General features: G+C 49.7%; 21 protein-coding genes, 1 other RNA gene and 1 pseudogene. 16 read left to right on the top strand and 7 right to left on the bottom strand.

Annotation, left to right across the window (positions count from 1 at the left end):
- Position 1: 1 nt before the first annotated feature.
- The 5 genes from sufB to D9742_RS12655 all read right to left on the bottom strand — a co-directional run bounded on the left by sufB (position 2) and on the right by D9742_RS12655 (position 6,170).
- Positions 2 to 1,489 (bottom strand): Fe-S cluster assembly protein SufB, encoded by a 1,488-nt coding sequence (sufB, locus tag D9742_RS12675; protein WP_130237120.1) that lies wholly within the window; start codon positions 1,487 to 1,489, stop codon positions 2 to 4.
- A gap of 8 nt (positions 1,490 to 1,497) precedes the next feature.
- Positions 1,498 to 1,866 (bottom strand): Fe-S cluster assembly scaffold SufA, encoded by a 369-nt coding sequence (sufA, locus tag D9742_RS12670; protein ID WP_064530064.1) that lies wholly within the window; start codon positions 1,864 to 1,866, stop codon positions 1,498 to 1,500.
- 553 nt (positions 1,867 to 2,419) lie between these two features.
- Positions 2,420 to 2,608 (bottom strand): YdiH family protein, encoded by a 189-nt coding sequence (locus D9742_RS12665; protein ID WP_130237119.1) that lies wholly within the window; start codon positions 2,606 to 2,608, stop codon positions 2,420 to 2,422.
- A gap of 98 nt (positions 2,609 to 2,706) precedes the next feature.
- Entirely contained in the window at positions 2,707 to 3,117 is a 411-nt protein-coding gene (menI, locus tag D9742_RS12660) for a 1,4-dihydroxy-2-naphthoyl-CoA hydrolase (protein WP_088376203.1), read from the bottom strand.
- Complete coding sequence (locus tag D9742_RS12655) at positions 3,114 to 6,170, bottom strand: FAD-binding and (Fe-S)-binding domain-containing protein (RefSeq protein WP_130237118.1); 3,057 nt, start codon at positions 6,168 to 6,170, stop codon at positions 3,114 to 3,116. The genes menI and D9742_RS12655 overlap by 4 nt, the downstream gene beginning before the upstream one ends.
- A gap of 388 nt (positions 6,171 to 6,558) precedes the next feature.
- Here D9742_RS12655 and ydiK point away from each other — a divergent pair, with 388 nt between their 5' ends.
- The 9 genes and pseudogenes from ydiK to D9742_RS12610 all read left to right on the top strand — a co-directional run bounded on the left by ydiK (position 6,559) and on the right by D9742_RS12610 (position 15,832).
- Positions 6,559 to 7,671 carry an AI-2E family transporter YdiK gene (ydiK, locus tag D9742_RS12650; protein ID WP_130237117.1) on the top strand — a complete coding sequence of 371 codons (1,113 nt, stop codon included), beginning with the start codon at positions 6,559 to 6,561 and terminating at the stop codon, positions 7,669 to 7,671.
- A gap of 185 nt (positions 7,672 to 7,856) precedes the next feature.
- An RNA gene (rprA, locus tag D9742_RS12645) (antisense sRNA RprA) lies at positions 7,857 to 7,964 on the top strand.
- A 134-nt stretch (positions 7,965 to 8,098) separates the two neighbouring features.
- Positions 8,099 to 8,455, top strand: a complete 357-nt coding sequence (locus tag D9742_RS12640; RefSeq protein WP_130237116.1) for a YdiL family protein — start codon at positions 8,099 to 8,101, stop codon at positions 8,453 to 8,455.
- Positions 8,456 to 8,553: 98 nt separating this feature from the next.
- Positions 8,554 to 9,768, top strand: a complete 1,215-nt coding sequence (locus D9742_RS12635) for an MFS transporter (RefSeq protein WP_130237115.1) — start codon at positions 8,554 to 8,556, stop codon at positions 9,766 to 9,768.
- 226 nt (positions 9,769 to 9,994) lie between these two features.
- Positions 9,995 to 11,261, top strand: a pseudogene (locus tag D9742_RS12630) (MFS transporter).
- Positions 11,262 to 11,272: 11 nt separating this feature from the next.
- Positions 11,273 to 12,139, top strand: coding sequence for a quinate/shikimate dehydrogenase (ydiB, locus tag D9742_RS12625; RefSeq protein WP_130237113.1), 867 nt, complete (start codon positions 11,273 to 11,275; stop codon positions 12,137 to 12,139).
- A 30-nt stretch (positions 12,140 to 12,169) separates the two neighbouring features.
- The gene (aroD, locus tag D9742_RS12620) at positions 12,170 to 12,928 is read left to right on the top strand and encodes a type I 3-dehydroquinate dehydratase (protein ID WP_130237112.1); all 759 of its coding nucleotides are present in this window, start codon (positions 12,170 to 12,172) and stop codon (positions 12,926 to 12,928) included.
- Positions 12,929 to 13,071: 143 nt separating this feature from the next.
- The gene (locus tag D9742_RS12615) at positions 13,072 to 14,667 is read left to right on the top strand and encodes an acyl CoA:acetate/3-ketoacid CoA transferase (protein ID WP_130237111.1); all 1,596 of its coding nucleotides are present in this window, start codon (positions 13,072 to 13,074) and stop codon (positions 14,665 to 14,667) included.
- Between the two features lie 13 nt (positions 14,668 to 14,680).
- The gene (locus D9742_RS12610) at positions 14,681 to 15,832 is read left to right on the top strand and encodes an acyl-CoA dehydrogenase (protein ID WP_130237110.1); all 1,152 of its coding nucleotides are present in this window, start codon (positions 14,681 to 14,683) and stop codon (positions 15,830 to 15,832) included.
- 43 nt (positions 15,833 to 15,875) lie between these two features.
- Here the strand turns inward: D9742_RS12610 and D9742_RS12605 are convergent, their stop codons facing one another.
- The gene (locus D9742_RS12605) at positions 15,876 to 16,787 is read right to left on the bottom strand and encodes an AraC family transcriptional regulator (protein WP_130237109.1); all 912 of its coding nucleotides are present in this window, start codon (positions 16,785 to 16,787) and stop codon (positions 15,876 to 15,878) included.
- Positions 16,788 to 17,101: 314 nt separating this feature from the next.
- Here D9742_RS12605 and D9742_RS12600 point away from each other — a divergent pair, with 314 nt between their 5' ends.
- Genes D9742_RS12600 through fadK form a run of 5 tightly spaced genes read left to right on the top strand, consistent with a single transcriptional unit; the run spans position 17,102 to position 22,161 of the window.
- Positions 17,102 to 17,866 carry an electron transfer flavoprotein gene (locus D9742_RS12600; protein ID WP_130237108.1) on the top strand — a complete coding sequence of 255 codons (765 nt, stop codon included), beginning with the start codon at positions 17,102 to 17,104 and terminating at the stop codon, positions 17,864 to 17,866.
- Between the two features lie 19 nt (positions 17,867 to 17,885).
- Positions 17,886 to 18,824, top strand: a complete 939-nt coding sequence (locus D9742_RS12595; RefSeq protein WP_130237107.1) for an electron transfer flavoprotein subunit alpha — start codon at positions 17,886 to 17,888, stop codon at positions 18,822 to 18,824.
- A gap of 54 nt (positions 18,825 to 18,878) precedes the next feature.
- Complete coding sequence (locus D9742_RS12590) at positions 18,879 to 20,168, top strand: FAD-dependent oxidoreductase (protein WP_130237106.1); 1,290 nt, start codon at positions 18,879 to 18,881, stop codon at positions 20,166 to 20,168.
- Positions 20,165 to 20,458 (top strand): ferredoxin family protein, encoded by a 294-nt coding sequence (locus tag D9742_RS12585; RefSeq protein WP_021556861.1) that lies wholly within the window; start codon positions 20,165 to 20,167, stop codon positions 20,456 to 20,458. The genes D9742_RS12590 and D9742_RS12585 overlap by 4 nt, the downstream gene beginning before the upstream one ends.
- 56 nt (positions 20,459 to 20,514) lie before the next feature.
- A complete protein-coding gene (fadK, locus tag D9742_RS12580) occupies positions 20,515 to 22,161 on the top strand; it encodes a medium-chain fatty-acid--CoA ligase (RefSeq protein ID WP_130237105.1) in 1,647 nt (548 codons plus the stop codon).
- 56 nt (positions 22,162 to 22,217) lie between these two features.
- Here the strand turns inward: fadK and ppsA are convergent, their stop codons facing one another.
- Complete coding sequence (gene ppsA, locus D9742_RS12575) at positions 22,218 to 24,596, bottom strand: phosphoenolpyruvate synthase (RefSeq protein WP_130237104.1); 2,379 nt, start codon at positions 24,594 to 24,596, stop codon at positions 22,218 to 22,220.
- Between the two features lie 332 nt (positions 24,597 to 24,928).
- Between ppsA and ppsR the strand changes: the two genes are divergently transcribed.
- Both ppsR and aroH read left to right on the top strand, forming a co-directional pair.
- A complete protein-coding gene (ppsR, locus tag D9742_RS12570) occupies positions 24,929 to 25,762 on the top strand; it encodes a posphoenolpyruvate synthetase regulatory kinase/phosphorylase PpsR (RefSeq protein WP_000368046.1) in 834 nt (277 codons plus the stop codon).
- A gap of 156 nt (positions 25,763 to 25,918) precedes the next feature.
- Entirely contained in the window at positions 25,919 to 26,965 is a 1,047-nt protein-coding gene (gene aroH / locus D9742_RS12565) for a 3-deoxy-7-phosphoheptulonate synthase AroH (RefSeq protein ID WP_130237103.1), read from the top strand.

Raw genomic sequence — 26,965 nt, 5'->3', positions numbered from 1 at the left:
CTTATCCGACGCTGTGTTCAAGACTGATGGCGAGGAGTTTTTGTGCTTCAACGGCAAATTCCAGCGGCAGCTCCGAGAACACGTCTTTGCAGAAACCGTTAACAATCATCGAGATGGCGTCTTCTTCACTAATCCCGCGTTGCAGGCAGTAAAACAGTTGATCTTCACCAATACGTGATGTCGTTGCCTCGTGCTCCAGTTGCGCACTGTTGTTACGACACTCAACATACGGGAAGGTATGCGCCCCACAATTAGCGCCAATCAGCATTGAGTCGCACTGAGTGAAGTTGCGCGCGTTGGTCGCCGTCGGCATGATTTTCACTAATCCGCGATAGCTGTTCTGGCTGTGTCCGGCGGAGATCCCTTTCGAGATAATGGTTGATTTGGTGTTTTTGCCGATGTGGATCATCTTGGTGCCGGTATCAGCCTGCTGATGACCGCTGGTCAGTGCCACTGAGTAAAACTCACCAATGGAGTTATCGCCGCGCAGAATGCAGCTGGGGTATTTCCACGTAATGGCTGAACCGGTTTCCGATTGCGTCCATGACATTTTGCTGTTTTCCCCTTCGCACAAAGCTCGCTTGGTGACGAAGTTGAGAATACCGCCGGTGTTGTTATCACCAGGGAACCAGTTTTGTACCGTGGAATATTTCACCTCGGCGTTTTTATGGATGATGACTTCCACCACCGCAGCGTGTAGTTGATAGCTGTCACGCACCGGAGCGGAACAGCCTTCAATGTAGCTGACGTAGCTGTTTTCGTCGGCCACCAGAATGGTGCGCTCAAACTGCCCGGTTTTTTCCGCGTTAATGCGGAAATAGGTGGAAAGCTCCATCGGGCAGCGCACGCCTTTAGGCACATAAATAAACGTACCGTCAGAGGCGACCGCCGCATTAAGTGCGGCAAAGAAGTTGTCATTCCCCGGCACCACGGTGCCGAGATATTTACGCACCAGTTCCGGGTGATCGTGGATCGCCTCGCCAAAGGAACAAAAAATAATTCCCTGCTCCGCCAGTTTTTCGCGATAAGTGGTGGCAACCGAAACAGAGTCGAAAATGGCATCTACAGCCACCTCTTTGCCTTCCCGCACGGGAACACCTAGCTGCTCAAACGCAGCCTCCACCTCTTTACTTAAATACGCGTTCGCGCCAGTTTGCTGTACCGCGCCAGGTTCCGACGCACAGGTGTCGTCACAATTACCGCACGACGGCGCCGAGTAATAGCTGTAATCCTGATAATTCAGCTTGTCGTAGTGCGCTTTCAGCCAGTGCGGCTCTTCCATTTCCAGCCATGCGCGATAGGCGTTGAGACGAAACTCCAGCATCCACTCCGGCTCATTACGCTTCGCCGAAATTGCGCGCACCACCTCTTCGTTTATCCCCTTTGCCAGCTCATCAGTGGCTAACTGGGTGAAGAATCCTTCTTTATAATTCAGCGGGCCGCCGGTCCAGGTTTTGACATCGTCAGTTGCTTCAGTATTACGAGACATAGTACCGCCTATACCCCAAAGCTTTCGCCACAGCCACATTCATTCTGGGCTTTCGGGTTGTGAAATTTGAATATCTGATTAAGTCCTTCGCGAACGAAATCGACTTCCGTGCCATCAATAAATGGCATCGCTTGCAGCGGGACGAACAGTTTCGCGCCGTCACGTTCAAACAGCAGATCGTCTTTCTCTGGCTCGCTGACGCTGTCGAGCACATAGCCAAAGCCCGCGCAGCCTGTTTGTTTGACACCTAAACGCACGCCGACCATGCCCGACTGCTTCTCGACCAACTCACGGATATGCGCCGCGGCTGCGGGTGTTAACGTTAAGCCTTGCCAGGCGAAATCCTCTGGATTAAACGTTCCTGAATGCATGTCCATCGATTTACCTCACTTCATCGCTTTCAGCGGATAACAGCATGTTAGTGATAATGATTATCAGTTCAACCCAGCAAACGCAGGGGCTTTAGCGTAAAACATGCTTTTTGCCTGTATTTAATAAGCATAGACCCTGATAAGAGGGTTAACAGGGATGCTAAGAATTAGGTATCTCGTTGTTAGATAATGGTTATTATCAAAGTGGCGTTAAGGCTGTGATGGAAAAGAAAAAGTTGTATCGAAAATGACTATTTAAGAGATAGGTAAAAAAGTGGCGAGTTCTGAAATAAGAAAACCCTTAAGTCTGTGCATCACAGGCTTAAGGGTTTCTACCCCATCCGGCGCTTATCTCCGGCACTCAAAGTGGCTTAGCTCTTGAAGGGGCGATAAGAATAATCTCATAAGACTGCGGCGCCGTTTTAACACAAACTGCGATTTGTGTTATTTTTGAGCAATATCAGGCAGGTAACAACGGGAGGACGGTCAGAGAGCAATCGTCAGACCTGGACAGATGTTAATCCAGGTCGATGGGCGTTCAGACTATGTTCAGTAGCGATTAATGCACGCCCAGACGCCAGGCGAAGTAGATTTCTTCTTTCAGTTCCGTAGAAGAGAGGGTAAGCAGGTCAGTAAATTCAAGTTCGAGTTGTTTCAGACGCTTGAGATATTGAGCGGGTGAAAGATTGCTTTGGTCACGGCGTAAAAATTCGATAGCCAGCTGGGTGGGATTAAGTTGAGTAGACATAGCATCCTCGCTTTAGACAAGACCTGCACAGTATACCACCGTTTACTGCGCAGATAATAACCAAAAGCAATATGCATCACACTTTTCTGGTGACAACGTCACAAAATGGCGGTCGTCAATCGTGATGAACAACACAAACGCCCTTTCTCATCGAAGATTTCGATCTGCCATACCTGATGACGTGAACCGAGATGCAGCGGTTTACAAACGCCGCGTACCCGCCCTTCTCGTGCCGAGCGAACATGGTTAGCATTGATTTCCAGGCCAACGACTTTTTGCTCGCCTTCGGTACATAAATACCCGGCAACGGAACCAATACTTTCAGCCAGCACCACAGACGCCCCGCCATGTAGCAGCCCAAAAGGCTGCTTTGTCCGCGAGTCTACCGGCATTGTTGCTTCAAGCGTTTCATCACCAATATGTTCAAAACGAATATCCAGCAATCCCACCATGTTTCCTTCACCCATGGCATTCAGTGCTTCCAGAGTGATTTTACGTTTCCATATCATTTAATAATCTCCAGTAAAGCCTGCACAGGATGGCGTACCCCTGTGCCTTCAACCCGTTTTACCTGACTACGGCAAGAATACCCGGTCGCCAGACAGCGATTACGCGGCAGTCGCTGCATAGCCTGATGCCAGGATAACTCATAGATCCCGAGCGAGTTCTTATGGTTTTTCGCTTCATGTCCGTAAGTCCCTGCCATGCCGCAGCAACCCACGCTGACATTTTCCAGTTTCGCGCCAAAACGGGCAAATATCGCGGCCCATTGTGCTGGCGCACCCGGCAAGGCGGTAACTTCGGTACAGTGACCAAAGAAATACCATGATTCACCGCTGACTGTAGCCATCGGCTGTGGCTCAAGTGCGCTTGCCAGCCACTCATTCGCCAGTAAGACGTTAAACTCGCCACGCTCCTCGCCCAGAACCAGTTTATATTCATCGCGATAACAGAGCACCAGTGCCGGATCGACACCCACCATTGGCATACCCAGTTTCGCCATGCGGTTAAGGAAATCCGCCGTCTTTTTCGCCGTCTTCGCAAATCGATTGAGAAAACCTTTGATATGCTGGGCTTTTCCATTTGGCGAAAATGGCAGTAACACAGGCTGGAAACCTAATTTTTCGACCAGACGGACAAAATCCGCCACTACCTGCGCATCGTAATAACTGGTGAAAGGATCCTGCACCACCAACACCGTGCGTGCTTTCTGTTCTGTACTGAGCGCTTCAAGCTGTTCCAGCGTCATGTTTGCCGAGCGATGCCCCACCATTTGTTGTTGCAACGACGGCACTGAAAGCAGCGGCAAGTCGACCATACCGATGTGTTTTTCCGAGAGTTTGCGCACCAGCGGCTGGTTAATGAAGAAGTTAAAAGTCTTTGGCGCACGCGCCATCAGCGGCGCGTAACTTTCGACCGTTGCCACCAGATGGTCGCGCAATGGGCGTAGATAACGCGTGTGATAGAGTTGCAGGAAACGAGAGCGAAACTCCGGCACATCAATTTTGATCGGGCACTGAGTCGAACACGCTTTACATGCCAGGCAGCCCGACATCGCCTCTTTCACTTCGTGCGAGAAGTCATATTCGCCTTTATTTGCATGCCAGCTATTGCGCGTGCGGGCAATTAACGTGCGCAAGCTGACGCCGGATTCAGGTAGTTCTTGTTCCAGTTTGAGTGGATCAACGCCGCGATCCGCCAACAAACGCAGCCATTCACGCACCAGCGTTGCGCGCCCTTTCGGTGAATGAATCCGGTTCTGGGTGATCTTCATCGACGGACACATCGGACTACGGGCATCAAAGTTGAAGCATAAACCGTTGCCGTTACACTCCATCGCACCGCGCCACTGCTGGCGTACCGCAATGGGGATCTGCCGATCGAATGTACCGCGCTTCACCGCGTCCACTTTCATCATCGGCGCATCGAGACCTTCTGGCGGGCAAATCTTCCCTGGGTTGAGTCGGTTATGCGGGTCAAATGCCGCTTTCACTTTGCGCAGTTCTGCAAAAAGTTCCTCACCGAAAAACGCCGGGCTGTATTCAGCGCGAAAACCTTTGCCGTGCTCGCCCCACAACAAACCACCGTATTTCGCAGTCAGCGCCACCACGTCATCAGAGATTTGCTTCATCAAAATCTCTTGTTGCGGATCGCACATATCCAGCGCTGGACGGACGTGCAAGACACCTGCGTCGACGTGACCGAACATACCGTAGCTTAAGCCGTGGCTGTCGAGCAGCGCGCGAAATTCAGCAATATAATCGGCCAGATGTTCCGGCGGTACGCAGGTATCCTCAGCAAACGGAATTGGCTTAGCGGCACCTTTGGCATTACCGAGCAGGCCGACGGCTTTTTTGCGCATTGCATAAATACGCTCAACACCTGCCAGCTCACTGCACACCTGCCAGCCGATGACACCTGCTTGATGACTGGCGATCAGCTCATCCAACCGCGCACAGAGTGCATTTACCCGCTCATCAATCAGCGCCTCATCATCACCAGCAAATTCCACAATGTTCAGCCCGAGCATCTCTTTGTCAGGCACATCGGTAATCAACTCGCTGACGGAATGCCAGACAATATCTTCCCGCGCCAGATTCAGCACTTTTGAGTCCACCGTCTCTACCGAAAGCGCTCGCGCCTCAACCATAAACGGCGCATTACGTAGCGCGGAGTCAAAAGAGTCATATTTGACGTTCACCAGACGGCGCACTTTAGGCAGACGAGTAATATCCAGTCGCGCTTCGGTAATAAAGGCCAGCGTCCCTTCTGATCCGGTAAGAATGCGAGTCAAATCGAACTCGGTCATTTCATCGTTAAAGACATGGCGTAGGTCATAACCGGTAAGAAAGCGGTTAAGTTTGGGGAATTTGTCGATGATTAACTGGCGTTGCTGGCGGCAGCGTTGATAAACCGTGTTGTAGATCCGCCCGATAGCGGTATTGGTTTTACCCAACGTTTCAGCCAATTCGACGGGTAAAGGTTGCGTATCGAGAATATCTCCCCCCAACAACACTGCCCGCACGCCAAGCACGTGATCTGACGTTTTCCCATAGACCAGCGACCCCTGACCGGATGCATCGGTATTGATCATCCCACCGAGCGTTGCCCGGTTGCTGGTCGAAAGTTCCGGCGCAAAAAAGTAGCCGAACGGTTTCAGGTACTGATTGAGTTGGTCTTTTATCACCCCGGCCTCAACGCGCACCCAGCCCTCTTCAGGGTTAATTTCGATGATGCGGTTCATATGGCGGGACATATCAACAATAATGCCCTGGTTGAGCGCCTGACCGTTAGTGCCGGTGCCGCCGCCGCGGGGGGTAAAGATCAGCGATGAATAGCGTTCCTGCGCGGCAAGACGGGCGATCAGCGCCACATCTGCGGTTGAACGCGGAAATACCACCGCATCGGGGAGAAGTTGGTAAATACTGTTGTCGGTCGACATTGTCAGACGATCGGCATAACTTGTCGCCGTATCGCCGGTAAAACCTTGTTGCTCCAGCTCTTGCAAAAAATTAAGCACCAGTTGAACGACGCCGGGTGCCTGGGAAATCTGTGGAATCATTATATTGACCCTTTCCTGCGGTCTGTGATGTAGGTCGATACACTGTTCTTTCAGGCGGCTGCAATAGCGCACAGAAAGGTGATGTTTATTTACTCTATGGATTTCGAGTTGCAGGAAGGCGGCAAGCGAGTGAACTCCAGGAGCTTACAAAAGTAAGTGACTGGGGTGAACGAACGTAGCCGCAGCATATGCAACTTGAAATACGACGAGTAAATCGTTTGCGTGTTGCATGAGTTGTTGTACCACATTTTTTTCTAACACGCCCATCAGAATTAAGGGCAGAATCGGCCTGTTAAAAACCGCTGAAATTGCTCATCATTATGCAGGTGAGTTTCGCGTGTTCACGTCGCGTCGACGATTTGACGCACAAAAAAGGTGAAAAGTAGTTATGGTAAATGTTCGTCAGCCCAGGGATGTCGCACAAATTCTGCTTTCGGTGCTGTTTTTAGCCATCATGATTGTGGCATGTCTGTGGATTGTTCAACCCTTTATTCTCGGCTTTACATGGGCCGGTACGGTGGTTATCGCCACCTGGCCGGTATTGCTACGTTTGCAAAAGATCATGTTTGGCCGTCGCTCTCTCGCCGTTCTGGTGATGACGCTGTTATTAGTGATGGTGTTTATCATCCCTATTGCCTTATTGGTTAACAGTATCGTCGATGGCAGCGGTCCGCTAATTAAAGCCATTTCCAGCGGTGACATGACATTACCGGATTTAGCGTGGCTGAATACCATTCCGGTGATTGGCGCGAAGCTGTATGCAGGCTGGCACAATTTGCTGGATATGGGGGGCACGGCGATCATGGCGAAAGTCCGTCCTTATATTGGCACCACTACCACATGGTTCGTCGGGCAAGCCGCGCATATCGGGCGCTTTATGGTGCATTGTACCCTGATGCTGCTCTTCAGCGCCCTGCTGTACTGGCGCGGTGAACAGGTGGCACAAGGCATTCGCCATTTTGCGACCCGTTTGGCAGGCGTTCGCGGAGATGCCGCCGTACTGCTGGCGGCACAGGCTATCCGCGCGGTGGCGCTGGGTGTGGTGGTGACGGCGTTAGTACAGGCAGTGCTTGGCGGTATCGGCCTCGCCGTATCCGGCGTACCTTATGCAACTTTGCTAACGGTGTTAATGATCCTTTCCTGCCTTGTCCAGCTTGGCCCGTTGCCGGTACTCATTCCGGCGATTATCTGGCTCTACTGGACCGGCGATACCACCTGGGGAACGGTATTGTTAGTGTGGAGCGGTGTGGTTGGCACGCTGGATAACGTCATCCGCCCAATGTTAATTCGCATGGGTGCCGATTTACCGCTGATCCTGATCCTCTCTGGCGTTATTGGTGGTTTGATTGCTTTCGGGATGATCGGTCTGTTTATTGGTCCGGTTCTGTTAGCCGTTTCCTGGCGTCTGTTTGCCGCGTGGGTGGAAGAAGTCCCGCCGCCGACGGACCAACCGGAAGAAATTCTCGAAGAACTTGGCGAAATCGAGAAACCGAATAAGTAATTTCTCATCAGGCGGCTCTGCCGCCTGATTGTTAACCACCGCTAATTGATATTTGCTTGCTCTTCCCCATATTTTCCTGCTTACCGCCATTCAGCTGGTAGTACCTGTCGCAAATTCTTTACAGTTTTTAAACTAATGAGACGAATCTGATCGACGCAAAAAGGCCGTATGCCTACTATTAGCTCACGGTTATAAATCAACATATTGATTTATAAGCATGGAAATCCCCTGAGTGAAACAACGAATTGCTGTGTGTAGTCTTTGCCCATCTCCCACGATGGGCTTTTTTTTAACATTTTTTGCTTAATTACCCCGCCTCTCGTTCTTTCCAATAATGTTGCACAAGATACTGTGACTCTCTTCAAGCCGTAAGCAGGCTGATAATGTTATTTATACTTTATTCTATTTTTCATGCAGCCATGACCCGATGAACGCTTATGAACTCCAGGCACTACGCCATATTTTTGCTATGACCATTGATGAATGTGCGACCTGGATTGCCCTGACGGGCGACAGTGAAAGCTGGCAACAATGGGAGAAAGGAAAAACAGATATTCCTGTCGAGATAGTTGAAAAAATGCTGGCAATGCGCCAGCAAAGAAAAAGGCATCTTCACGCCATCATAGAAAAAATAAACAACCGCATCGGCAATAACACCATGCGTTTTTTCCCTAATTTAACCGCATTTCAACGTATCTACCCAGAAGGTAATTTTATTGACTGGAAGATTTACCAGTCGGTCGCAGCTGAATTATATGCTCACGATCTGGAGCGTCTGTGTTGATATTTTAACGGGATATAACAGTCGTCATTACAAAAAGAATGAACGGATGCTGACAAAACAACATTAATTTTTTTAAGCAATATTGCTAAGTAGATCTCATGAAAAATCCCTACCTCCCTACCGCGCTTGGGCTGTATCTCAATTACCTGGTGCATGGTATGGGTGTCATTTTGATGACTTTGAATATGGCCTCGCTGGAGACGCTCTGGCAGACCAATGCTGCCGGCGTCTCAATTGTCATCTCATCATTAGGCATTGGTCGGTTAAGTGTCTTATTTTTTGCAGGATTACTATCCGATCGTTTTGGCCGACGCCCTTTTATCATCCTGGGAATATGCTGCTATCTGATGTTCTTTTTTGGCATTCTGCATGCAAATAACATTATCATCGCGTATGTATTTGGCTTTCTCGCCGGTATGGCGAATAGTTTTCTTGATGCTGGTACCTACCCCAGCCTGATGGAAGCATTTCCTCGTTCGCCTGGTACAGCCAATATTTTGATTAAAGCATTTGTCTCCTGCGGGCAATTCTTATTACCGTTAGTTATTAGTCTACTGGTATGGGCTGAACTGTGGTTTGGATGGTCCTTTATCATTGCCGCAGGTATTATGATTATTAACAGTCTTTTTTTGTACCGCTGTACCTTCCCACCACATCCGGGTCGTCGCTTACCTGACATAAAGAAACCCACCACCGCCACGAAGCATCGCTGCTCAATTATCGATTTAGCCAGCTATACCTTATATGGTTATATCTCAATGGCAACCTTTTATCTGGTGAGTCAGTGGCTGGCACAGTACGGACAATTTGTCGCAGGTATGTCTTACACAATGTCGATCAAATTACTTAGTATCTACACCGTAGGGTCGCTACTTTGTGTATTTATCACCGCGCCACTCATTAGCAAAGCGGTTCGTTCAACAACATTGTTGATGCTGTACACTTTTATCTCATTTATTGCCCTGCTCACCGTTAGCCTGCATCCCACATTTTATGTGGTGATAATATTTGCTTTCGTCATCGGTTTTACCTCCGCAGGCGGTGTTGTACAAATTGGCCTGACGTTAATGGCCGCTCGTTTTCCCCACGCCAAAGGCAAAGCTACGGGGATCTATTACAGCGCGGGCAGTATTGCGACCTTTACCATCCCGTTGATTACTGCACATCTTTCCCAAAGAAGTATTGCCGATATTATGTGGTTCGATACCGCCATCGCCGCCGTCGGTTTTTTACTGGCACTATTTATTGGCTTACGCAGCCGTAAAGAAGCACAACACCCATCATTAAGGGAAAATGTCGCTACTGGTGCGTAATGCAATATTCTTTTCAGCTCATGCAAGATCTTACGGATAAATTATTCTTTCTGCACTAATTACGGAAAATCGCGATCAAAAACAAACTATCATATGCAATATTCCTGGAAATATAAACTTTATGTCATGTACCCATAGAATATCATCTTCAGTATAGTGATTATGAAAACCGGCGGAGAACAACACGTACGGTAACAAAATTATCTTTCAGCAAGGAGCTGTGAAAATGTCTCAAAATAAGGCTTTCAGCACGCCATTTATCCTGGCTGTTCTTTGTATTTACTTCAGTTATTTTCTACACGGCATTAGTGTTATTACGCTTGCTCAAAATATGTCATCTCTGGCAGAAAAATTTTCGACCGATAACGCCGGTATCGCCTATTTAATTTCTGGGATCGGTCTGGGCCGTCTGATCAGTATTTTATTCTTTGGCGTGATCTCCGATAAATTTGGTCGTCGGGCAGTGATACTCATGGCTGCTGTGATGTATCTGCTGTTCTTCTTTGGTATTCCCGCCTGTCCGAGTTTAGCTATCGCCTACTGCCTTGCCGTATGCGTTGGTATCGCTAACTCAGCGCTGGATACTGGCGGATACCCTGCGTTAATGGAATGCTTCCCGAAAGCGTCTGGTTCGGCAGTAATATTGGTTAAAGCGATGGTGTCATTCGGGCAAATGCTCTATCCAATGCTGGTGAGCTATATGCTGCTGAATAATATCTGGTACGGCTATGGACTGATTATCCCGGGAATTCTGTTTGTACTCATTACGTTAATGCTGTTGAGAAGCAAATTCCCCAGCCAGTTGGTAGACGCCAGCGTAGCCAGTGAATTGCCGCAAATGAACAGCAAACCGTTAGTCTGGCTGGAAGGTGTTTCATCGGTACTGTTCGGTGTTGCCGCGTTCTCGACCTTTTATGTGATAGTGGTGTGGATGCCTAAATACGCAATGGCATTTGCCGGTATGTCGGAATCCGAGGCATTAAAAACTATCTCTTATTACAGTATGGGGTCGCTGGTTTGTGTCTTTATTTTTGCCGCACTACTGAAAAAAATGGTACGTCCCATCTGGGCTAACGTTTTTAACTCTGCACTGGCAACGGTAACCGCCGCGATCATTTATCTGTACCCTTCTCCACTGGTCTGTAATGCCGGGGCTTTTGTTATCGGTTTCTCTGCTGCTGGCGGTATTTTACAGCTTGGCGTTTCAGTCATGTCTGAGTTTTTCCCCAAAAGCAAAGCCAAAGTCACCAGTATTTATATGATGATGGGTGGTCTGGCCAACTTTGTTATTCCGTTGATTACCGGTTATCTGTCGAATATCGGCCTGCAATACATCATCGTTCTCGATTTTACATTCGCGCTTCTGGCCCTGATTACCGCAATTATTGTTTTCATCCGCTATTACCGCGTCTTCATTATTCCTGAGAATGATGTGCGGTTTGGAGAACGCAATTTTAGCACCCCAGTTAAGCACAATTAAGCATAGAGGTTAAAGGAGTTAATTATGGATGTTACAGCTAAATATGAATTGATTGGGCTAATGGCCTATCCTATCCGCCACAGTTTATCGCCTGAAATGCAGAATAAAGCCTTAGAAAAAGCGGGATTGCCATTTACCTATATGGCCTTTGAAGTGGATAACGATAGCTTTCCCGGAGCAATTGAAGGATTAAAAGCTTTAAAAATGCGCGGAACCGGTGTTTCGATGCCCAACAAACAACTGGCGTGTGAATATGTCGATGAATTAACGCCAGCAGCCAAACTGGTTGGCGCTATCAATACCATCGTTAATGATGACGGTTACCTGCGCGGCTATAACACCGACGGCACGGGCCATATTCGCGCCATTAAAGAGAGTGGTTTTGATATCAAAGGCAAAACGATGGTGCTGCTAGGTGCTGGTGGCGCATCAACGGCGATTGGCGCACAGGGGGCAATTGAAGGTTTAAAAGAAATTAAACTCTTCAACCGTCGGGACGAGTTTTTCGATAAAGCCCTCGCCTTCGCACAACGGGTCAACGAAAACACCGATTGCATCGTCACGGTCACGGATCTCGCCGATAAGCAGGCTTTTGCCGACGCACTGGCTTCTGCCGACATTTTGACCAATGGCACCAAAGTAGGTATGAAGCCTCTTGAAAATGAATCATTAGTTAATGATATCAGTTTGTTACATCCAGGACTGCTGGTCACTGAATGTGTGTATAACCCGCATATGACGAAGTTATTGCAGCAGGCGCAACAAGCTGGTTGCAAAACGATTGATGGATACGGCATGTTGTTGTGGCAAGGGGCTGAACAGTTCACATTATGGACTGGCAAAGATTTCCCTCTGGAATATGTTAAACAGGTCATGGGGTTCGGTGCCTGACAGGCTGACCGCGTGCAGAAAGGGTAAAAAATGAAAACCGTAACTGTAAAAGATCTCGTCATTGGTGCGGGCGCACCTAAAATCATCGTCTCGCTGATGGCGAAAGATATCGCCAGCGTGAAATCCGAAGCTCTCGCCTATCGTGAAGCGGACTTTGATATTCTGGAATGGCGTGTGGACCACTTTGCCGACCTCTCCAATGTGGAGTCTGTCATGGCGGCAGCAAAAATTCTCCGTGAAACCATGCCAGAAAAACCGCTGCTGTTTACCTTCCGCAGTGCCAAAGAAGGCGGCGAGCAGGCGATTTCCACCGAGGCTTATATTGCACTCAATCGTGCAGCCATCGACAGCGGCCTGGTTGATATGATCGATCTGGAGTTATTTACCGGCGATGATCAGGTTAAAGAAACCGTCGCCTACGCCCACGCGCATGAAGTGAAAGTTGTCATGTCCAACCATGACTTCCATAAAACGCCGGAAGCCGAAGAAATCATTGCCCGTCTGCGCAAAATGCAATCCTTCGACGCCGATATTCCTAAAATTGCGTTGATGCCGCAAAGCACCAGCGATGTCCTGACGTTGCTTGCCGCTACCCTGGAGATGCAGGAGCAGTATGCCGATCGTCCAATCATCACGATGTCGATGGCAAAAACTGGCGTAATTTCCCGTCTGGCTGGTGAAGTATTTGGTTCGGCCGCAACGTTTGGCGCAGTAAAAAAAGCCTCTGCGCCTGGGCAAATATCGGTGAATGATTTGCGCACAGTATTAACTATTTTGCACCAGGCGTAATAAATAACGTACCGGCGGGAATAACCTTTCCCGCCGTATTAAAAACATTTTTTAAGAGTATTTGCTAAAAATATTCTGTGGATATCTGTGCGCTATTTTTAATTCTTGCGCAGAAAAATTCACACCTGAATCAGGAAAAAATAATGAAACCTGTAAAACCACCTCGTATTAATGGACGAGTGCCGGTCCTGTCGGCACAGGAAGCGGTAAGTTATATTCCCGACGAAGCAACACTTTGTGTTTTAGGTGCAGGTGGCGGTATTCTGGAAGCCACCACATTAATTACCGCTCTTGCTGATAAATATAAACAAACTCAGACACCACGTAATTTATCGATTATTAGCCCTACAGGGCTTGGCGATCGCGCCGATCGTGGTATTAGCCCGCTGGCGCAAGAAGGTCTGGTGAAATGGGCATTATGCGGCCATTGGGGACAATCACCGCGTATTTCCGAGCTTGCAGAACAAAATAAAATTGTTGCCTATAACTATCCACAAGGTGTGCTCACTCAAACATTGCGTGCCGCCGCTGCCCACCAGCCAGGAATTATTAGTGATATTGGTATCGGAACGTTTGTCGACCCTCGCCAACAAGGCGGCAAACTGAATGAAGTGACCAAAGAAGATCTGATTAAACTTGTCGAGTTTGATAATAAAGAATATCTCTATTACAAAGCGATCGCGCCAGATATTGCCTTTATTCGCGCCACCACCTGCGACAGCGAAGGCTACGCTACCTTTGAAGATGAAGTGATGTATCTCGATGCATTGGTTATTGCCCAGGCGGTGCACAATAACGGCGGTATCGTGATGATGCAGGTGCAGAAGATGGTTAAGAAAGCCACGCTGCATCCTAAAGCTGTCCGTATTCCTGGTTATCTTATCGATATTGTGGTGGTCGATCCGGACCAAACCCAACTGTATGGCGGTGCGCCAGTTAATCGTTTTATTTCTGGTGACTTCACACTGGATGACAGCACCAAACTTAGCTTGCCTCTTAATCAGCGTAAATTAGTTGCGCGGCGCGCATTGTTTGAAATGCGCAAAGGTGCAGTGGGGAATGTCGGTGTCGGTATTGCCGACGGTATTGGCCTGGTCGCCCGGGAAGAAGGTTGTGCTGATGACTTTATTCTGACGGTAGAAACTGGCCCAATTGGTGGTATTACTTCGCAAGGTATCGCCTTTGGCGCGAACGTGAATACCCGCGCCGTTCTGGATATGACTTCCCAGTTCGATTTTTACCACGGCGGTGGTCTGGATGTCTGTTATTTGAGCTTTGCCGAAGTCGACCAGCACGGTAACGTCGGCGTGCATAAATTCAATGGCAAGATCATGGGCACCGGTGGATTTATTGATATCAGCGCTACATCGAAGAAAATCATTTTCTGCGGCACGTTAACTGCGGGCAGTTTAAAAACAGAAATTGCCGATGGTAAATTAAACATCGTCCAGGAAGGACGGGTAAATAAATTCATCCGTGAACTACCGGAAATTACTTTTAGCGGAAAAATAGCGCTCGAACGGGGGCTGGATGTTCGTTACATCACTGAACGCGCAGTATTCACCCTGAAAGAAGACGGTCTGCATTTAATCGAAATTGCCCCTGGCGTTGATTTGCAAAAAGATATTCTCGACAAAATGGATTTCACACCAGTTATTTCGCCAGAACTGAAACTGATGGACGAAAGATTATTTATCGATGCGGCGATGGGTTTTGTCCTGCCTGAAGCGGCTCATTAACAGGAGTATCACGATGGATTTTTCTTTAACTGAAGAACAAGAACTGCTGCTGGCCAGTATTCGCGAGTTGATTACGACTAACTTTCCGGAAGAGTATTTCCGCACCTGCGATCAAAACGGTACATATCCGCGTGAGTTTATGCGGGCGCTGGCGGATAACGGCATTTCCATGCTTGGGGTGCCGGAAGAGTTCGGCGGCATCCCCGCGGATTACGTCACCCAGATGCTGGCGCTGATGGAAGTGTCAAAATGCGGTGCTCCGGCTTTTTTGATTACCAACGGTCAGTGTATTCACAGCATGCGCCGTTTCGGTTCTGAAGAGCAGCTACGTAAAACGGCAGAAAGCACCCTGGAAACTGGCGATCCGGCCTATGCCCTGGCGTTGACGGAACCAGGCGCTGGCTCAGATAACAACAGCGCCACCACCACTTACACACGTAAAAATAGCAAGGTTTACATCAACGGCCAGAAAACCTTCATTACCGGTGCGAAAGAGTACCCGTATATGCTGGTGCTGGCGCGCGATCCGGAACCGAAAGATCCGAAAAAAGCCTTCACCCTGTGGTGGGTAGAGTCCAGTAAGCCCGGCATTAAGATCAATCCGCTGCATAAAATCGGCTGGCATATGCTTAGCACCTGCGAAGTTTATCTCGACAACGTGGAAGTTGAAGAGAGCGACATGGTGGGTGAAGAAGGAATGGGGTTCCTCAATGTGATGTACAACTTTGAGATGGAACGCCTGATCAACGCCGCACGCAGCACCGGCTTTGCCGAATGCGCCTTTGAAGATGCCGCCCGTTATGCCAACCAGCGTATTGCTTTTGGTAAGCCCATTGGTCATAACCAGATGATCCAGGAAAAACTGGCGCTGATGGCGATTAAGATCGACAACATGCGCAATATGGTGCTGAAAGTGGCGTGGCAAGCTGACCAGCATCAGTCACTGCGCACCAGCGCGGCGCTGGCAAAACTGTACTGCGCGCGTACTGCGATGGAAGTCATTGACGATGCGATTCAAATTATGGGCGGTCTGGGCTATACCGATGAGGCGCGCGTCTCCCGCTTCTGGCGTGATGTCCGCTGTGAACGGATTGGCGGTGGTACTGACGAAATTATGATTTACGTTGCAGGTCGGCAGATCCTGAAAGATTACCAGAATAAATAATCTTCAGGCGGCGCAGCTTCAAATAAAAACTGCGCCGCCATATTTACCCGGCAAGACTTACAGGTTCAGAAAATTCAGACAAGATTTCTTGTTCCGCAAAACAGTTTTTAAATTGCCTGCGATAATCGCTTGGCGAACAGCCGACATGGCGCAAAAACAGTTTGGCAAAGTGGTCGACATTTTCATAACCCACACGCCATGAGATTTCAGCCTGCGACAAATCGGTATTGGTCAGCAGCCATTTTGCTTCGGTCATACGCCGTTGAATCACATAGTTGATGGGGGAAATACGATACTCTTTAGTAAATTCGTGGCAAATATAACTGACGCTGGCGCGAAACTTTTTCGATAACTGTTCTAAAGTGATTTTTTCGCGGTAATTATTATTCAGATAAAAAAGGATATCTTTTATCAGCACATCTTTTTTAATATATCCCTGCTCCGAACGATAGGCATTTTTAAAGTTTTCGTAATAGAGAATCGCTAGCGTATAGGAAAATGCATCCCACACTGAAGATGCGTGGCCATTTTTACTTTGCGGTAAAATCACACTTAATTCATTAAAAAGCGTTTTGATGACCTCTTTTCCCTGCCCTGCAGCAATAACCGGACAGGAATGCGGTTGCAGTAACTGATTTTCTTCTGCGCCCTGAAACTGAAAACCGTAAAGCGCACAGGTACAGGTCGTTGCCGGGTCGTTAGCATCTGAGGCCACCGCGTGCAGTCTGCCACGTTCTATCACCACAATGTCATCGGCATGTGCCACATATAACGAAGAATCAATGGTAAATCTTGCCACACCTTTCTTAACATAAATCAGCTCGGTTTCATTATCATGAACGTGATGTCCCGACTCCCATTTAGGATCGTCACTAAAGGCAAAGCGCGAAAGTCGTGGCGTTTTACCGGCGACAAACATCGTTTCGCTGGCATTATCAAAACAGCGTTGATACATGACAACCTCCCTATTCCATAAACAAGCAAAAGCAATATATGCAGGATAAAATACGGTGTGTACTACGGTTATACAACTGCGTTTAGCGAGAGCTAAACAAGATTATTTACACTGAATGCAAGATAGTACGTCCACGACGACATAATATTGCCGCTTATTGTGCTTTTGTTTTAACGATCGCATTTTTTTTGCAAGATTGTTTGCAAGGAAAACAGATTGCTCCGTCGAAAACCCCTTCCTGCTATCGCACACTATTTTCAGGCAATTTTACCTTCCATCGGAGATGGTTCCGTATGCGACCCACAGGAGAAATCATGAAAATAATAACCTGCTTTAAGCTGGTGCCTGAAGAACAGGACATTGTTGTCACTCCCGAGTACACCCTCAATTTCGACAATGCCGACGCCAAAATTAGCCAGTTCGATCTCAATGCCATTGAAGCCGCAAGCCAGCTTGCAACGGATGATGATGAGATAGCCGCGCTGACCGTTGGTGGTTCATTGTTGCAGAACTCAAAAGTGCGTAAAGACGTGTTATCCCGCGGACCGCATTGTCTGTATATGGTGCAGGATGCCCAGCTTGAGCATGCACTCCCCCTTGATACGGCTAAGGCACTGACCGCCGCGGCAGAAAAGATCGGCTTCGATTTACTGATCTTCGGTGAAGGATCTGGCGATCTCTATGCCCAACAGGTTGGTTTACTGGTAGGAGAAATTCTGCAGCTTCCGGTAATTAACGCTGTCAGCGCCATTCAACGTCAGGGCAACAGCCTGATTATCGAACGCGCTCTGGAAGAGGAAGTTGAAGTCGTTGAGCTTTCATTGCCAGCAGTGCTGTGCGTCACGTCCGATATTAACGTGCCACGTATTCCTTCCATGAAAGCCATTCTCGGCGCGGGCAAAAAAACGGTAAACCAGTGGCAGGCGAGTGATATCGGCTGGAGTCAGGGCGCACCTCTTGCCGAACTGATCGGTGTTCGCGTACCGCCGCAAACAGAACGCAAACACATCATTCTCGATAACGATTCGCCGGAAGCCATTGCCGAGCTTGCGGAACATCTGAAGAAAGCCCTGAACTAAAGCCAACGGAGAAGAAACGATGAGTCAATTAAACAACGTCTGGGTCTTTAGCGATAACCCTGAACGTTATGCTGAACTATTTGGCGGCGCGCAGCAATGGGGCCAACAGGTATTTGCGATTGTTCAAAATACCGACCAGGCACAGGCAATTATGCCTTATGGTCCAAAATGTATTTATGTGCTTGAGCAAAACAATGCGCTGCAACGCACTGAAAATTATGCTGAAAGCATTGCTGCCCTGCTGAAAGATAAACACACATCTATGTTGCTGCTGGCCGCGACAAAACGCGGTAAAGCTCTGGCAGCACGGTTAAGTGTGCAACTGAATGCGGCGCTGGTGAACGATGCCACTGCGGTTGATGTAGTCGATGGTCACGTTTGCGCCGAGCACCGTATGTATGGCGGGCTAGCGTTCGCCCAGGAAAAGATCAATAGCCCGCTGGCGATAATCACCCTTGCACCCGGTGTCCAGGAACCGAGCACCAGTGACGCCTCTCATCAGTGTCCGATTGAAACTGTGCCTTACGTTGCTCCGCGTCATGAAATTCTTAGTCGTGAGCGCCGTGCGAAAGCGGCAAGCAGCGTGGACCTGAGCAAAGCAAAACGCGTAGTCGGCGTCGGTCGTGGTCTGGCGGCACAGGATGACCTGAAAATGGTTCACGAACTGGCGGCGGCACTCAATGCCGAGGTCGGTTGTTCACGCCCGATTGCTGAAGGCGAGAACTGGATGGAGCGTGAACGTTATATCGGCGTCTCCGGCGTATTGCTGAAATCCGATCTCTACCTGACGCTGGGGATCTCCGGGCAGCTCCAACATATGGTTGGCGGCAACGGCGCAAAAGTGATTGTCGCCATCAATAAAGATAAAAATGCGCCAATCTTCAACTATGCCGACTACGGTCTGGTGGGCGATATCTATAAAGTCGTCCCAGCCCTGATTAGCCAGTTGAGTCGCTAATTCCCTTTCAACCACATCTCCCGCTGTAAACGCAGCGGGAAGGGAGCATAACGCATGTCGGATGACAAATTTGATGCCATTGTGGTCGGTGCGGGCGTTGCTGGTAGCGTTGCCGCACTGGTCATGGCGCGAGCCGGGCTGGATGTCCTGGTGATAGAACGCGGCGACAGTGCCGGATGTAAAAACATGACCGGCGGGCGTCTTTATGCCCACACACTTGAAGCAATCATTCCAGGTTTTGCAGTATCAGCGCCGGTAGAACGCAAGGTCACACGCGAGAAAATCTCCTTCTTAACCGAAGAGAGCGCCGTTACCCTCGATTTTCACCGCGAGCAACCAGATGTTCCGCAACACGCATCTTATACCGTATTGCGTAATCGTCTGGACCCGTGGTTGATGGAACAAGCCGAGCAGGCGGGCGCGCAGTTTATCCCAGGCGTTCGCGTCGATGCGCTGGTTCGTGAAGGAAACAAGGTCACTGGCGTGCAGGCTGGGGATGATATTCTCGAAGCGAATGTGGTGATTCTGGCTGATGGCGTTAACTCGATGCTTGGCCGCTCGCTGGGAATGGTTCCCGCTTCCGATCCGCATCATTACGCTGTTGGTGTTAAAGAGGTTATTGGCCTCACAGCAGAACAGATCAACGATCGCTTTAATATTACGGGCGAGGAAGGTGCCGCCTGGCTGTTTGCCGGTTCCCCTTCTGACGGCCTGATGGGCGGGGGATTTCTCTATACCAACAAGGATTCCGTATCGTTGGGGCTGGTTTGTGGATTGGGTGATATCGCCCATGCGCAAAAAAGCGTGCCGCAAATGCTGGAAGATTTTAAACAACACCCCGCCATTCGCCCGCTGATTAGCGGCGGCAAGTTGCTTGAATATTCCGCGCATATGGTGCCAGAAGGCGGTCTGGCAATGGTGCCGCAGCTGGTTAACGATGGCGTGATGATCGTTGGTGACGCCGCAGGCTTCTGCCTGAATTTGGGTTTTACAGTTCGTGGCATGGATTTAGCCATTGCATCGGCTCAGGCTGCCGCCACAACGGTGATCGCCGCCAAAGAACGCGAGGATTTCTCCGCCAGCAGTCTGGCGCAATACAAACACGAGCTGGAACAAAGTTGTGTTATGCGCGATATGCAGCATTTTCGCAAGATCCCGGCGCTGATGGAAAACCCGCGCCTGTTTAGTCAGTATCCGCGCATGGTCGCCGACATCATGAACGATATGTTCACCATTGACGGCAAACCAAACCAGCCGGTACGAAAAATGATTCTTGGACATGCGAAGAAAATCGGGCTGATCAATCTGCTGAAAGATGGCATTAAGGGAGCAACCGCGCTATGAGCCAGAACGCTACGGTCAACGTTGACGTCAAATTAGGCGTCAATAAATTCCATGTTGATGAGGGCCATCCGCATATCATTCTGGCGGCAAATCCCGACATCAAAGAATTTCAAAAATTAATGAAAGCCTGCCCTGCCGGACTGTATAAGCAGGATGATGCAGGAAACATTCATTTTGATTCCGCCGGTTGTCTGGAGTGCGGCACCTGTCGGGTGCTGTGTGGCAACACTATTCTCGAACAATGGCAATACCCCGCAGGCACCTTCGGTATTGATTTCCGTTACGGCTAATCACGCATCCCACAGGCCCGCACATCGGGCCTGACGTTCTGTTTCGAGAGTCCAAAATGAAAGTGACATTAACGTTTAACGAACAACGTCGTGCGGCGTATCGTCAGCAAGGGTTATGGGGCGATGCTTCGCTGGCTGATTACTGGCAGCAGACCGCTCGTGCGATGCCTGACAAAATTGCCGTGGTCGATAATCATGGTGCATCGTACACCTATAGCGCACTCGATCACGCCGCGAACTGTCTGGCAAGCTGGTTACTGGCTAACGGTATTGAATCGGGCGATCGCATCGCTTTTCAGCTGCCTGGCTGGTGTGAATTTACTGTTATCTATCTTGCCTGCCTGAAAACCGGTGCGGTTTCCGTGCCGTTGTTGCCTTCCTGGCGAGAAGCTGAACTGGTCTGGGTGCTCAATAAGTGTCAGGCAAAAATGTTTTTTGCACCGACATTGTTTAAACAAACGCGTCCGGTAGATTTAATCCTGCCGCTGCAAAATCAGCTTCCACAACTACAAAAAATTGTCGGCGTTGACAAACTGGCTCCCGCCACCTCTTCCCTCTCATTAAGTCAGATTATTGCCGACAATTCCCCACTGGCCGCCGCAATATCAGCCCACGGCGATGAATTAGCCGCGGTGCTGTTTACCTCCGGAACCGAGGGCCTGCCAAAGGGCGTGATGCTAACGCATAACAATATTCTCGCCAGTGAGCGGGCCTATTGCGCGCGGCTGAACCTGACCTGGCTGGATGTCTTTATGATGCCTGCACCACTCGGTCACGCGACGGGTTTTCTGCATGGCGTAACGGCGCCGTTTTTGATTGGCGCTCGCAGCGTGTTGTTAGATATTTTCACTCCTGAAGCCTGTCTCTCGTTACTTGAGCAACAAGGTTGCACCTGTATGCTCGGCGCAACGCCGTTTGTCTATGATCTTTTGAATTTGCTAGAGAAACAGCCCGCAGACCTTTCAGCGCTGCGCTTCTTTCTTTGCGGTGGCACCACAATCCCCAAAAAAGTGGCGCGTGAATGCCAGCAGCGCAGCATTAAATTATTAAGCGTTTATGGTTCCACAGAAAGCTCGCCGCATGCGGTGGTGAATCTCGACGACCCTTTGTCGCGCTTTATGCACACAGATGGTTACGCTGCCGCGGGCGTAGAGATTAAAGTGGTCGATGACGAACGCAAGACATTACCACCGGGTTGCGAAGGTGAAGAAGCCTCGCGTGGCCCCAATGTGTTTATGGGGTATTTTGATGAACCTGAATTAACCGCCCGTGCGCTGGATGGAGAAGGCTGGTATTACAGCGGCGACCTCTGTCGCATGGATGAGGCTGGCTATATAAAAATAACCGGACGCAAGAAAGATATTATTGTCCGCGGCGGCGAAAATATTAGCAGCCGTGAAGTGGAAGATATTTTATTGCAGCATCCTAAAATTCACGATGCCTGTGTGGTTGCGATGCCCGATGATCGTTTAGGTGAACGCTCATGCGCTTATGTCGTGCTGAAAGCGCCACATCATTCATTATCGCTGGAAGATGTAGTGGCATTTTTTAGCCGTAAACGGGTCGCGAAATATAAATACCCTGAACATATCGTAGTGATCGAAAAACTACCGCGCACTGCATCAGGTAAAATACAAAAGTTTTTGTTAAGGAAAGATATTATGCGGCGATTAACTCAGGATGTCTGCGAAGTAATTGAATAAGTTTCATCTTCAGGAATCACGTAAACCCGGCGACTGAACGCCGCCGGGTATTTATTTTATTTCTTCAGTTCAGCCAGACTTAACCAGGTTTGTACCACGGTGTCCGGGTTCAGGGACAAGCTATCGATCCCCTCTTCCATCAGCCAGGCGGCAAAGTCTTCGTGGTCGGACGGACCCTGACCGCAAATCCCGACATATTTGCCCTGTTTCTTCGCGGCACGGATAGCCATCGACAGCAATGCTTTCACGGCGTCGTTGCGCTCATCGAACAATTCAGACACCACGCCGGAGTCACGGTCCAGACCGAGCGCCAGCTGCGTCATATCGTTTGAGCCAATTGAGAAGCCGTCGAAATATTCGAGGAACTGCTCGGCCAGCAAGGCGTTGGACGGGATTTCACACATCATGATGATTTTCAGCCCGTTCTCACCACGCTTCAGCCCCTGACGCGCCAGTTCCTCAACCACCGCTTTCGCCTGATCTACGGTACGCACGAACGGGATCATGATCTCAACGTTGGTCAGCCCCATGTCGTTGCGCACACGTTTTACTGCTTCACACTCCAGCGCGAAACAGTCGCGGAAGCTGTCAGAAACGTAGCGGCCCGCACCACGGAAGCCCAGCATCGGGTTCTCTTCATGGGGCTCGTAACGCTCGCCACCCACCAGATTGGCGTATTCGTTCGATTTAAAGTCAGAGAGACGGACAATCACGCGTTTCGGATAAAACGCGGCACCCAGCGTCGCGATCCCTTCGGTCAGGCGGCCAACGTAAAATTCACGCGGAGAATCAAAGCCTTTCATCATCTCGCGAATTTCATTTTGTAATTGTGGTTCCTGGTCGTCAAACTCAAGCAGTGCGCGGGGGTGAACGCCAATCATGCGGTTGATGATAAATTCCAGACGCGCCAGACCTACGCCTTCGTTCGGCAGGCAGGCAAAGTCAAACGCACGGTCAGGGTTACCGACGTTCATCATCACTTTCAACGGCAGATCCGGCATCGTTTCCACGCTGGAGCTTTTCACGCTAAATTCCAGCAACTCCGCATAGACATAACCGGTATCACCTTCGGCACAAGAAACGGTGACGTTCTCACCGTCTTTCATCCGTTCGGTCGCATCACCACAGCCCACTACCGCCGGAATACCCAGTTCACGAGCGATAATTGCCGCGTGACAGGTACGACCGCCACGGTTGGTGACGATGGCAGATGCTTTCTTCATGATCGGTTCCCAGTCCGGGTCGGTCATGTCAGTAACCAGCACGTCGCCAGGTTCGATGCGGTTCATTTCGCTGATGTCATGGATGACTTTCACCGGGCCCGCGCCGATGCGATGACCGATAGCACGGCCTTCGGCGATAATCTTACCCTGTGAATGCAGCGTATAACGCTCCATGACCTGGCCGCGTGAGCGCACGGTTTCCGGACGCGCCTGCACAATGAACAGTTTGCCGGTGTGGCCATCTTTCGCCCACTCAATATCCATCGGGCGACCGTAGTGTTTCTCAATTTGTACGGCCTGTTTTGCCAGTTCCTGCACTTCTTCGTTGGTCAGCGAGAAGATGTCACGCTGTTCCTGAGGTACATCTTCAATTTTAACCTGCTTGCCGTGTTCCTGGGTCGGTGCGTAGACCATGCGGATTTTTTTCGATCCCATAGTGCGGCGCACGATTGACGGGCGATTCGCCGCCAGTGTCGGTTTATGCACGTAAAACTCATCCGGGTTAACCGCGCCCTGCACCACCATTTCACCAAGGCCCCAAGCGGAAGTGATAAACACCACCTGGTCAAAGCCGGATTCGGTATCAATGGAGAACATCACGCCAGAAGATGCGAGGTCGGAACGCACCATCCGCTGAACACCGGCGGAGAGCGCCACGCCACGGTGATCGTAACCCTGGTGCACACGATAAGAGATGGCGCGATCGTTAAACAGAGAAGCAAATACATGTTTCACTGCCACGAGAACGGCGTCAAAGCCCTGAACGTTGAGGAAGGTTTCCTGCTGACCGGCAAAGGAAGCGTCCGGCATATCTTCTGCGGTGGCGGAGGAGCGCACCGCAAAAGAGGCGTTTTCGTCATCGGCGGAAAGCTGTGCATAGGCTTCGCGGATGGCGTTTTCCAGTTCAGGCTGGAAGGGAGTGTCGATAATCCACTGGCGGATTTGCGCGCCCGCTTTCGCAAGCTGGGTAACATCGTCAATATCCGTTTTATCCAGCAGTTCATAAATGCGCTGGTTTACGCCGCTTTGGTCCAGAAACTGGTTAAACGCGTCGGCGGTTGTGGCGAAACCATTCGGAACGGAAACGCCCATTCCGGAAAGGTTAGTAATCATTTCACCCAGGGAGGCATTTTTGCCCCCAACCCTGTCTACATCATTCATGCCGAGTTGGTTATACCAAAGCACCAGCGGTGACGAGCCATTGTTGGACATCGAACAATCCTTTTGTGATAAATGAACGGTTTGAGAAACACATTTCTGCGTATTTATCTTTGCATATTTAACCGGATGAAAAAAACGGTGAATCGTTCAAGCAAATATATTTTTTTACTTTTTAAGACAGATCCCAGCGTTGCGCAAATCTGCTCTCTTCGACAATTTCCACATAAACCATCGGTATAAAAGAAACCATAAAAATGAAATGCTGTTTTCATAAAAAATAAAATTGAAGGTTCATTTTATAAACCAGACATAACGTTCTACGCTTCTGTGCGTTTTTAATTTATGCTTTCATAGAATTATGTCTGCATCACGGGAAGAACAAAATGGATAATGCTGTTGATCGCCACGTTTTTTATATTTCTGATGGTACGGCAATAACTGCGGAGGTATTAGGACACGCAGTAATGTCACAATTTCCCGTCACTATCAGCAGCATCACGCTGCCGTTTGTCGAAAATGAGAGCCGTGCTCGGGCGGTGAAGGATCAGATTGACGCAATTTATCACCAGACGGGTGTGCGTCCGCTGGTTTTTTACTCCATTGTGCTACCAGAAATCCGCGCCATCATTTTGCAAAGCGAAGGCTTTTGCCAGGATATTGTGCAGGCGCTGGTTGCCCCTCTCCAGCAAGAGATGAAACTGGACCCGACGCCGATTGCTCACCGAACCCACGGCCTGAACCCTAATAATCTCAATAAATATGATGCGCGTATTGCAGCAATTGATTACACCCTTGCCCATGATGACGGTATTTCGTTGCGCAATCTGGATCAGGCTCAGGTGATCCTGCTCGGAGTCTCTCGTTGCGGTAAAACCCCCACCAGCCTGTATCTGGCGATGCAGTTTGGTATCCGCGCGGCAAACTACCCCTTTATTGCCGATGACATGGATAATCTGGTGCTACCCGCGTCGCTTAAACCGCTTCAGCATAAATTGTTCGGCCTGACTATCGACCCGGAGCGTCTGGCGGCGATTCGCGAAGAGCGGCGGGAGAACAGCCGCTATGCCTCGCTTCGCCAGTGCCGAATGGAAGTCGCGGAAGTGGAGGCGTTGTACCGTAAAAATCAGATCCCGTGGATTAACAGTACCAATTATTCGGTAGAAGAGATTGCCACCAAGATCCTCGATATCATGGGCCTTAGTCGTCGAATGTACTAGAGAACTAGTGCATTAGCTTATTTTTTTGTTATCATGCTAACCACCCGGCGAGGTGTGACACATCTCGCACTTGAAATCAGCAGCGATTGGTTTATCGTGATGCGCATCACTTCTTGGCGTCCCTGCCGTTGAAGCAACAAATTTCTGAGACTTGTAATGAACAGAACTGACGAACTCCGTACTGCGCGTATTGAGAGCCTGGTAACGCCCGCCGAACTCGCGCTACGGTATCCCGTAACGCCTGGCGTCGCCAACCATGTCATTGATTCCCGCCGCAGAATTGAAAAAATACTGAACGGTGAAGACAAGCGGCTATTGGTCATTATTGGACCCTGCTCGATCCACGATCTGACCGCTGCCATGGAGTATGCTACCCGTCTGCAGGCGTTGCGCAACCAGTACCAGTCACGGCTGGAAATTGTAATGCGCACCTATTTTGAAAAACCGCGTACCGTTGTCGGCTGGAAAGGACTCATCTCCGATCCGGATTTAAACGGCAGCTATCGCGTTAATCACGGCCTTGAAATGGCACGTAAGTTGCTGTTGCAGGTAAATGAACTGGGCGTTCCCACCGCGACCGAGTTTCTCGATATGGTGACCGGTCAGTTTATTGCTGACTTAATTAGCTGGGGCGCAATTGGCGCACGGACTACCGAGAGCCAGATCCACCGTGAAATGGCGTCAGCACTCTCCTGTCCGGTAGGTTTTAAAAATGGTACCGATGGCAACACGCGGATTGCCGTGGATGCTATCCGCGCAGCCCGTGCCAGCCATATGTTCCTCTCGCCAGACAAAAACGGTCAGATGACCATCTATCAGACCAGCGGCAACCCGTATGGCCACATTATTATGCGTGGCGGCAAAAAACCGAACTACCATGCCGATGATATCGCCGCAGCCTGCGATACGCTGCGTGAGTTTGATTTACCTGAACATCTGGTGGTGGATTTCAGCCACGGTAACTGCCAGAAGCAGCACCGTCGCCAGTTAGAAGTTTGTGAGGATATTTGTCAGCAAATCCGCAATGGTTCCACGGCGATCGCCGGAATTATGGCAGAAAGCTTCCTGCGCGAAGGTACACAAAAAATCGCCAGCGGTCAGCCGCTCACCTACGGTCAGTCGATTACCGATCCTTGTTTAGGTTGGGAAGATACTGAATGTCTGGTGGAGAAACTCGCCTCGGCGGTAGATACCCGCTTCTAA

Source organism: Escherichia sp. E1V33 (assembly GCF_004211955.1).
Lineage (GTDB): Bacteria > Pseudomonadota > Gammaproteobacteria > Enterobacterales > Enterobacteriaceae > Escherichia.
Note: the sequence above shows the minus strand (reverse complement) of the source record. Positions and strands in the feature narration are given on the sequence as shown.